The sequence below is a fragment of the Rhizobium sp. FKY42 genome (assembly GCF_005222835.1).
In the GTDB taxonomy this organism is placed as follows: domain Bacteria; phylum Pseudomonadota; class Alphaproteobacteria; order Rhizobiales; family Rhizobiaceae; genus Neorhizobium.
On record NZ_STGA01000075.1, the window covers coordinates 27,893 to 28,193 of the forward strand.

Here is a 301-nt window from a genome sequence, read left to right on the forward strand (position 1 = left end):
TTTGAGATGCCCGCCAGACTGTTCGATGCTCGCTTGTCTGAAGGCATGGGAAGGCCAAGCTGGTAGTTCACGACCTTGGCGACGTAGCCAAGGGTTTCCGGGAATGGCGGAATGCCGCCATATTCGTAGATGCGACCCTCCCCGCTATTGTAAGCGGCTGCGACCAGAAGCGGGTTCTGAAACTCATCGAGCAGGAAGCGCAGGTACTTCATTGCGCCCTCGATGTTTTGGGCGGGATCGCAAATGTCCTGAACACCGAAGCGGGCCGCTGTTGCGGGGATAAGCTGCATCGGTCCGCGTG

1 protein-coding gene is annotated in these 301 nt (G+C 58.5%); it reads right to left on the reverse strand.

Translation table 11 applies throughout. From position 1 onward, the window contains the following. A partial coding sequence (locus tag E8M78_RS23130; RefSeq protein ID WP_348640135.1) for a lytic transglycosylase domain-containing protein occupies nt 1-290 on the reverse strand: 290 nt, incomplete at its 3' end. Nucleotides 291-301: the final 11 nt, after the last annotated feature.